We start from the raw sequence: 9,749 nt of genomic DNA, 5'->3' as shown, positions 1-9,749 counted from the left end.
ATTTGTGATGTGTTTGCAGTTGGCCGGTTCTCGGACAGGCTGCCAAGTGAAACAAGCATGATTCGCAAACCTTTGCAAATGGAGAAAAACGGTAAATTACAGCAACACAATTTCAGTGTTCTCAGCCAGATTTACCGGATGATGGCAAGAGATTCTTTGCAGGTAGTCAGACACGGCTCAAAGTCCCGTAACCTCACAAAAGAATTTGGTAGTGAGGCAAAGCCGTGAATTATCAAAAGAAAAATTTTACTCTTTTAATAGCAAACGATGACGAGGACACGCGCTTTTTGGTGAAGGAAGCACTGAGAGAAGTTCGATTAGCAATTACGAGCGAATTTGTGGAAAATGGAGAACAAGTGCTAGACTACTTGTACCGTCGCGGTCAATATCTTGGTAGCAGCAATTGGCATCAGCCAGACTTGATACTTTTGGATCTGAATATGCCGAGGCTGGACGGGCGAGAAACACTAACTTTGATCAGATCTGACCCCCATTTGCAACAAATTCCAGTTGTAATGCTCACAACTTCCCACCGCAGAGGAGATATTTTGCTTTGCTACCGCTTGGGAGCCAATTCTTTCATATCCAAACCAGTCACTTTTGAAGGCTTGCTTGAAGTAATGAAGACTTTATGTGAGTATTGGTTTGAAATCGTTTCACTCCCGCCGGATATGTAAGCATTAATGGAGCGCTAAATGCCTAGTTTGAGTGTATAGTGAATTTAATAAGCCGAAATATTGGCTTATCGCAAGTATCGCTCTCAAAACAAAAAAGTTGCCTTCGACGCGCTCCGAACGCTATAGTTGTGTTAACACGTCACCAATGTCTGAAAATTTTGTTGGTTGAGGATGACCTCGGAGCTCCGACAATGATCGAAGACCTTCTAGGGTCATTCAGCGAGTCTCTATTTCTCCTCCAAACTGTTACCTCTCTGGAGAGAGGAGTCGGGTGTCTGGAAGTAGAAAAGTTTGACGCCGTATTATTAGATTTGTCAGTGTCAGACAGCTTGAGGGGAAGCGAGGCGATCGCAGTTTTGAAAGGGCGATGGCCCACATTGCCAATTGTGGTGCTGACAGATATCAGCGATGAAAATATTGCCCGGTCGGTATTGCGCTGGGGCGCTCAAGATTGTTTGGTAAAGGGAAGATTTCACAGAACTCTGCTGGTGCGGGCAATCCATTACGCGATCGAACGCCAGCAAATCGAAGAACAATTGCGGCAGCAGGCTCTTCGACAGCGGCTGTTGGGCAAAATGATCGAACATATTCGATCGTCAATAGATCCGGCAAGCATTCTCCAAAGTACCGTTGCAGAAGTGCGCCAATTTCTCCAAACAGACCGCGTTTTAATTTATCGCTGTCAGGATTGGGTGTCTCAATTGGACGGGGAAGAGCAAAAAGGTGCGATCGTCGCAGGTGACGGTTTGCCAGAAGGTTATATTGAAAACCAAAATATTAGTGCTGCTTTGGCGGTGTCATGCTTTATTTTAGTCGAATCCCAGTCGGTACAAGCAATAGCAGATGTCAGCACTGCCCCCTTGGCTGGCAGTTGCAAAGAATTGTTGACAGATTGTGAAATTGCAGCAGTTATAAGCGTACCAATTTGGCAATCAGGCGACTGGGAAACGGCAAAAGAAACACCAGAAGCCACTGTTTGGGAAGTCGAGAACAATCAAGATGCAGCGGAAAATTATATCTGGCACCACGCGAGTGGAAAACCGCAGGCGCACAGTAAAAATTTGCCGGATTCGATCGCAGAAAATGGCAATAGTTTGTGGGGAATGTTGACAGCATACAATTGCTGCGGTGTCAGGGAATGGCAGCAGTGGGAAATAGATTTTTTACAGCACTTGGCAAATCAAGTGGCGATCGCGATCGAACAATCTCAACTTTACCGCAAGCTAGCAATAGCCAATCAAAAATTGCAGCAACTGGCAACTACTGACGGACTGACTGGCATTGCCAATCGCCGCCAGTTCGATCGGGTTTTGAACTTAGAGTGGCGCAGATTGGCAAGAGAGAAACTGTCGCTGTCTTTAATTATGTTGGACATCGACTTTTTTAAACTTTACAACGAGTTTTATGGGCACCTCGGCGGGGACGATTGTTTGCGCCAAGTTGCCGGGGCGATCGCCAGCGCCACCAAGCGGGCTGGGGATTTGACTGCCCGCTACGGTGGCGAAGAATTTGCCCTAGTGCTGCCCAACACTAGCGCCGAAGGGGCAAACGCTGTCGCCCGGAAAATTTGCGACGGCATCGCCAGCTTGAAACTGCCCCACGCGCGATCGTCGATCGGCCCCTACGTTACCCTCAGTTGCGGCATTGCGACAGCGATTCCTTCTGCCCAGGAATCTCCCAACACCCTAATTCGCAGCGCTGACAGCGCCCTTTTTCAAGCCAAAACCGAAGGCAAAAATCGCATTTGTCACGCCAGCAGTAACTCGGAATCTTCCCCGATTTTTATGTAAAAGTTGAAGGTAATTTGTAATTTGTAATATCGTGTTTAATTTTTAATTCACAACTCCTAACTCATATTGTTGACCTTTGCATCAGAATAATTATTTTCTGAGTGCACTGCCCGTGGGATGCAATCGAGTGACATGGAGTAAGGAGAATGCTCACTTGCAGGGTATAATTCAGATATTACGGTATTTGATATTACTGAGATGTTGCAGCCTTCTCAATTACTTGTTGAGGAACAGGCAATATGCCTGTTCCACCAGAAAATTTACTCGGTGTTTAACAGGCATATTGCCTGTTTTTGAGAAGGGTGCCAGATGTGAGATATTACCCATTTTCGCTTCCAAATTTCAATTGCCAATTGCTAATTTATTGCCCCAAATTTGAATTTGTAGTTGTTAAATTCGGTCGGACTGGAATTTCAATCAAAAACTCCGCTCCCTCTCCCGGTGTCGAAATACAGCTCAATCTGCCACCGTGGCGATCGACGATAATTGAGTGAGAAATCGACAATCCCAAACCCGTACCCTTGCCCACAGGTTTAGTCGTGAAAAACGGGTCAAACAGCCTCGATCGCACCGACTCCGGTATCCCTCGCCCGTTATCCGCAATAGATACCGCTACGAAGTCGGCAGCCGCCTGATAACTGCGAATAGCGATCGTGCTGGGATGTCGATCGCACTCCTCGATCGAACGCTGCTTGTCCCGTTCTTCCAAAGCATCGATCGCATTAATTAAAATATTCATAAATACCTGATTCAACTCGCCAGGGAAACATTCAATTTGTGGCAATAGTTGGTAATCTTTAACTATCTGAATTTCTCCATGACTGCTGTGAGATTTTAACCGATTTTGCAAAATCATCAACGTGCTATCAATGCCCTCATGAATGTTAACCGACTTCCCTGCGGACTCGTCCAATCGTGAAAAATTACGCAACGATTTCACAATCTCGACAATTCGCTCGGTTCCTACTTGCATCGAATTAAACAATTTCGGGAAATCCTCAGCGATATAATCCAAGTCTATTTGATCAATTTTCTCCAAGACTTGGGCTGGAGGATTAGGACAGTAATGCTGGTAAACTTTAATCAATTCCAGCAAATCTAAAGTGTAATTGCGAGCCGGATTGAGATTGCCGTGAATAAAGCTAACAGGGTTATTAATTTCGTGAGCAACGCCAGCAACTAACTGACCCAAGCTCACCATTTTTTCATTTTGAACGAGCTGAGCTTGAGTCGTTCGCAGTTTGTTAATAGCGGTTTCTAACTCTAGCGCTTTTGAACGTTCTCGCACTTCCGATTCCTGCAAAGCTGACTCGGCTTGTTTGCGATCGGCAATTTCACTTTGTGCTTGCTCAAACAGCATTGATTGCTGGATCGCGATCGCCAACTGCACGCTAATTTGTTTGAGACACTCGACCTCAATTTCCTGCCAGTGACGGGGGCCCGCGCACTCGTGAGCAATCAATAGCCCCCACAACTTCTCGCCTTGCAAAACTGGCACTACCAAATTAGCTCGCACCTGAAATTGACTTAATAAATTAATGTAGCACTCGGAAAGATCAGCTTGGTAAATATCATCCACAGCTACAGTACGACCGTGTTCGTAAGCAGAAGCATAGCGGTCTTCAAAGCAGGAATCGTCAATAGTTATTCCCTGAATAGCCAGCCAATTTTTGCCCACTGACTCGACATTTACAAAACCGCTCCAATCGGGATTAAACTGATAAATTACTGTCCGGTCTGTTTGTAAAAAATGCCGTACTTCAGCAACAGTTTTTGTCAAAATTTCTTCTAAATTGAGAGAAGAGCGAATGCGTTCCAGCATTCCTACCACCAGGCGTTCTCGCTTTAATTGCTGGCGCAATATAGCCTCAGCAAGTTTGCGAGTGCTAATATCTTCAATCACACCAATTACATAGCTAGGTTCCCCAAACCCATCCCGCACTAAAGATACAGTCATATTAGTCCAAACAAATGAACTGTCTTTGCGAATAAAGCGTTTTTCAAGGGAATAATTAAAAATTTCCCCAGCTAACAGTCTGTCGCGCGACTCGACATCGGCTGCTAGATCTTTGGGGTGAGAAATATCCCCAACATTTCGTGATTTCAGCTCCAATTCCGAGTATCCGACAATATTGCAAAACCCTTGATTTGCATTCAAAAATTGACCGTCTGGCCACACTTTAACAATGCCAATTGCCGCTTGTTCAAATACAGCGCGAAATCGCTGTTCGCTTTCTTGTAAAGCAATTTCTGCTTTTTTGCGATGGCTAATGTCCATTGCCGTGCCAAACAGCCGCACCACCTGACCCAACTCATTTTTAATAGCTTGTCCTTTACAGTTGACGTGCCTGATTTCTCCTGATGGAAAATAGATGCGGTGGTCGATATCGTAAGCTGTCCCTTCAGTCACTGCTTTTTCTACAACTTCTGCAAACCTTTCTTTGTCATCGGAATGAATTTGCTCGAAAAGTTCTTCCATTGTCGGTGGCAGATTCAATTCTCGACCGTAAACTCGAAACAGTTCCTCCGACCAAGTAATAACTCCTGCCTCCCTATCGAATTCCCAATTGCCGATGCGGGCTATTTTTTGCGCTGCTTGCAACTGTTCGGCAAGTTGTTGCAAAGATGCGATCAACTGAGTTTTTTCTGCTTCTGCTGCAACGCGGGCACTGATATCTTTGTGAGTGCCTGTTATCCGCAACGGCGCACCCCATTCGTCGTACTCGACTACCTTGCCCATCGCCAGAATCCACTGCCAATTCCCCCCTTTGTTGAGCATCCGAAATTCAAATTCATAGATATCAGTCTCACCTTCCAAATAGGAATTTAAACATTCCATTACCTTTACTCGGTCTTCTGGATGCACCAAACTTTCCCAACCTTTGAGGTTATTTTCAATTTCGGTTTCTGCATAGCCTAGCATTGATTTCCAATAAAAGTCGAAATAAGTTTCGCCAGTAGCTATATTCCAATCCCACAGCCCCAAAGAGCTGCCTGAAACTGCCAACTGCAATCGCTCTTGACTGAGTTTTAATGCCGACTCGGTGCGTTTTATTTCTGTGAGATCGGCAATGATAGCTATCATTCCTATCGGTTGCATAGCGCTATCTTTAATGCAGTTAGCTCGCAAAAAAGTTTCTATAATAGCGCCATTTTTACTCTTAATTTCAATTTCACTTTCCCAGGAAAAACCTTTCCGCAGCACCCTAAATAACTTTCTCAAGTCTTGAGATCGGGGATACATTACTGCTGGGCCGCCAGCATTATTTAGTTCTTCAACTGTATAGCCGTAGCGCTGAATAAATGCTTGATTATGATAAACGGAATAACCATCCAAATCTGCGATCGCGATCGCATCACTAGCACTGTCTACAGCTTGAGTTACCAGACACAGAGTCATTTCGGCTTGTTTGCGATCGGTAATATCAAAAATCGCTCTGTCGAGCCACAAAACAAGCCCTTCTAGATTGTAAGTTGGCCTACCTCTTTCCGACATCCACCGCACCGCCCCGTCATCGCGAACAATCCGGTATTCTAGATTGTACGGCTGTTTCGACTCTACTGCTGCGCTGATTTGTCGATCGACCATTTCCTTGTCTGCCTCGTGGACAATGCTGGCAAAACTCAAGCCGTTGTTGCCAATAAAATCCCCAGCAGGATACCCACTAATGACCTCAATTTCATCACTAATAAATACCATCCTCCACTCAGCATCATACAAGCTGCGGCAGATAGCGCCTGGGATATTCTCAACGAGCGATCGAAATCTGGCTTCACTCTCCCGCAAAGCTGCCTCGGCCTGTTTTAAATCAGTAATATCCAGCACCATGCCTTCCCAAACTATATCCCCTTCCTGCCCTATTTCCGTCGGACAATTAACTCGTTCCGGTCTGGAAACCCCTTGCATCCACTTAAGTTTCCCCGACGGTACAATCGCGCGCCATTCCTGCTGCCAGGGCTGCATATTTGCCGCAGAGACAGCAATAGATTCTTCAAATTTTTGACGATCATCTGGATGAATTAAATTAAAAATTAGTTGAGGATTCTGCTGAATATTTTCTGGTTCCAATTCAAATAAATAGCGGCTGCCAGAAGAAATATAAGGAAAACTTTTTTGACCGTCTGTTGAGAGACGAAATTGATAAATTATTCCCGGCAAGTTGGCAGCAAGTTGCCGCAGTCTAGCTTCGCTTTCTTGCTGCGCTAATTGTTTGCGCCTATCCTGAGTGATATCTCTAATTATTCCCACGAGAATTTTACTGCCATCGGTATTTTCAAAGACAGTTTTTTTAGTAGAAAGAATGTGCTTTGCACCGTTGGCGTCCGTAAATATTTCCTCACTCTCGTTTTCTTTCCCCGTCCTAAAGACTTGTTGGTCAGTATGCCAACAAATTTCAGCTTCTTGTTTTGGGAAAAAGTCATAATCCGATTTGCCCAGCAGTTCCTCGCGCTGCTTCCCGATCAGCTTGCAAAAAGCATCATTTAACAGTATCCAGCGGTGCTGTTCATCCTTGACAAAAAGTGGGTCTGCAACTGCATCGATTGTATAATTCAAAAACTTTTTACTAGCTTCTAGTTCGGAAAGTGCTAAAATCTTATCTGTAATATCATTAATAGTTCCTGTCGTCCCCTGCGCCTCGCCGTTCCCGCCAAAAATTAAAAATTCTTGCACTTCCACCCACCGAATTTCCCCATTTTTGGTAACATATCGACTTTGGTAACAACAGGATATTTGTTGATTGGATCTCCGACCTTTAAACGAATTTAAATATTGGTGGTGATCCTCAGAATGAATGTAGCTCAAACAGGAAGTTCCTAAGCTTTCATCAACGGTAAATCCGGTAATTTCCGTCCAAGCCGGATTGAGAAAAGTCCAATTGCCAGCAGTATTTGTTTCAAAAACGACTTCTTTGATATTGCCAACAACCTGCTGGTATTTTTCTTGACTTTTTTGCCATTCTGCTTGCCGTTTCTGGCGGGCGATCGCGCACCTGAGCGTCCGTACCAGCAGCCGGCTGTCTACCTGTCTTTTCACCAGATAATCTTGGGCGCCGGCGGCAATTAACTCGACAGCTAGTTCTTCGTCATCGGCCGCTGTCAGAATGACGATCGGAGTATTTATACAGCAATCTTGAAGTCGGAAAAAAGTATTAAATTTTAGGCTGTCAGGAAGTGAAAGATCTAATAAAATTACATCAAAAATTTTGTCGCTTAAAATTTCTATAGCTTCCCGGAGGCGAACTACATTGGTCAGATCAATTGACTTTCCTAGTTGGGGTTCACACAGCAGTTCTTGAATGAGTTCTGCATCTTCTGCACAGTCTTCTACTAAAAGAATTTTCAAACAAGCAGGCGTTAAAGTTGACTCAAAAACAGATGTCATACCATTTTATATTTTATATTTTTGATTTGAGATTTGGAATGACTGATGACTATCGCAATTGGGTTTTTGCGTACAGTGGCATTTTTTTTCCTGCTATCCTTTTGCTATTTTTTAGTAATTATAAAATGTCAGCAGCGGATGCAGCTACCTAGCTGATGATTGGGGAACTTGAACCACACGCTTGAGAGTGGGCTGTGTGCTTGCAGACCACGCAGATTTATTTATAGAATTGAGTTGTTCGCTGCAAGTTTTCCGCCTCGCCCCAAACCTAGTGGCCCAAAACTATTATACTCTTACCAATCTTGCCACTCAACTCTATTTTAATTTACAACCTTTGGCAGGGGAATAGCAAGATGGTATTACTACTAAGCTACAATAATTACCGTTGATTTACAAAATACGAGCTGAGATTGTGTTCGGTTAATGACCCGCAATTAGCGCCTATTTGTATTGAGCAATGCAAGTTTTTTCTTGAGCAAGTAACCAAGACTTGCATTGCTCAATACAAATTTAATTACCAACTTAGTTAGGGTTGTCTAACCGGACACAATTTAACTCAGTTGAGTCGCTCAATTTGTCTGCGGTTTGGGCAGCACAACTGTAAACACGCTGCCTTGACCGACATTACTGCTAATAGCAATCTCACCGTTAAAAGGTTTTAAAAGTTCAATACAAGTATAAAGTCCTAAACCTGTTCCTGTCGGTTCGCCTTCGGTTTTTTCCTCACCTTTAGGCGGCTTGGAGGTGTAAAAAGGGTCAAAAACTTTTGGCAAATCGTCAGATGATATGCCGCATCCCGTATCTGCAATATCCATGTATATGTTCGAGTCATCTTGCCGAGTCACGATAGTTATTTCTCTGCTTTTCTTTTCCCACATAGCATCCATTGCATTATTGATTAAATTATAAAATACTTGAGAAAGATAGGAATAAATTAATGGAATACTAGCAATTTCTTCGTCATAAAAGTATTTTTTTCTAATCTTATTTTTAAAATACAGGTTGCCTTCCAATAGCTGAATTTCTCGCTGCACTAAATCGTTGATATTCACCGGGTGCAAATCTTGCTTTTGCTCGTTTCGGCTTTTCATCATCAGAGTATCCATGATCTGATTGATTTTTGTGACTGCTTGAAAAATATATTTAGTATAGTTAAACAGAGAGTCTTCTTGAAGTTGTGTGGCTTTTGTTTCAATCAAATCGACGCTAGTCTGGATCACTTGCAGCGGACTTTTAAGATTGTGAACCATGCCCTGAGTTAAACGTCCGATGATGGCTGTTTTTTCCTGGTTTATTAATTGCTTGGTTTTTTGTTCAACAAGTCTTTCCAGGTTTTGGTTGAGGTGGGCAAGTTCGAGGTTTTTTTCTTCGAGTTTTTTTTGCAAGCTGCGGATTGTCAAGTGGGTTTGAATCCGGCTCAAAACTTCTTCGTGCTGGAAAGGCTTAGTGATGTAGTCAACGGCTCCTGTCTGAAAGCCTTTTACTTTATCCGGCGTATCGGAAAGGGCGCTCATAAATATGATGGGAATATCTTGCGTTGACAGGTCTGCTTTCAAACGTCGGCAAGTTTCAAAACCGTCAATTCCTGGCATCATGATATCCAAAAGAATCAAGTCTGGATGGATGTAGTCAATTTGCTCGATCGCACTTTCGCCGTCTAGAGCCACTAATACTTTAAACCCGTAATTCCTTAACAACTCGAAAAGTACGTCAAGATTTGTTTGGTTGTCATCGACAATTAGTATGATGCTTCTTTCGGAATTCTTATCGTTCATATTCAAGGGAAACATTCAAATTTTTGATTTTTGAGTTGTGGGTTGTGAGGTTAAATGGGATTCAATGAATTTTTGGCGACTCTAGAAACCCGGTTGCTTCCTAGAGGCTTCTATTTGCAATAAC

5 protein-coding genes are annotated in these 9,749 nt (G+C 43.5%); 3 read left to right on the top strand and 2 right to left on the bottom strand.

The genetic code is table 11. From position 1 onward, the window contains the following. The first annotated feature begins 57 nt into the window (after positions 1-57). From QUA25_RS22695 to QUA25_RS22685, 3 genes are read left to right on the top strand one after another with little or no spacing between them, the layout of a single operon-like run. Positions 58-228 carry a hypothetical protein gene (locus tag QUA25_RS22695; RefSeq protein WP_333041393.1) on the top strand — a complete coding sequence of 57 codons (171 nt, stop codon included), beginning with the start codon at positions 58-60 and terminating at the stop codon, positions 226-228. Continuing rightward, positions 225-677: a response regulator gene (locus tag QUA25_RS22690; protein WP_333041392.1), complete on the top strand. Its 453-nt coding sequence runs from the start codon at positions 225-227 to the stop codon at positions 675-677. The genes QUA25_RS22695 and QUA25_RS22690 overlap by 4 nt, the downstream gene beginning before the upstream one ends. A 38-nt stretch (positions 678-715) precedes the next feature. Further along, positions 716-2,467, top strand: coding sequence for a diguanylate cyclase domain-containing protein (locus QUA25_RS22685; RefSeq protein ID WP_333041391.1), 1,752 nt, complete (start codon positions 716-718; stop codon positions 2,465-2,467). A 361-nt stretch (positions 2,468-2,828) separates the two neighbouring features. On the opposite strand, the gene QUA25_RS22680 is transcribed toward QUA25_RS22685, so the two are convergent. Beyond that, positions 2,829-7,850, bottom strand: a complete 5,022-nt coding sequence (locus QUA25_RS22680; protein WP_333041390.1) for a PAS domain S-box protein — start codon at positions 7,848-7,850, stop codon at positions 2,829-2,831. A gap of 569 nt (positions 7,851-8,419) precedes the next feature. After that, on the bottom strand, positions 8,420-9,640 hold the full coding sequence (locus QUA25_RS22675) for a hybrid sensor histidine kinase/response regulator (protein WP_333041389.1): 1,221 nt from the start codon (positions 9,638-9,640) through the stop codon (positions 8,420-8,422). Between the last annotated feature and the right edge of the window lie 109 nt (positions 9,641-9,749).

The sequence above is a fragment of the Microcoleus sp. Pol17C6 genome (assembly GCF_036701145.1).
Classification (GTDB): Bacteria; Cyanobacteriota; Cyanobacteriia; order Cyanobacteriales; family Microcoleaceae; genus Microcoleus.
Note: the sequence above shows the minus strand (reverse complement) of the source record. Positions and strands in the feature narration are given on the sequence as shown.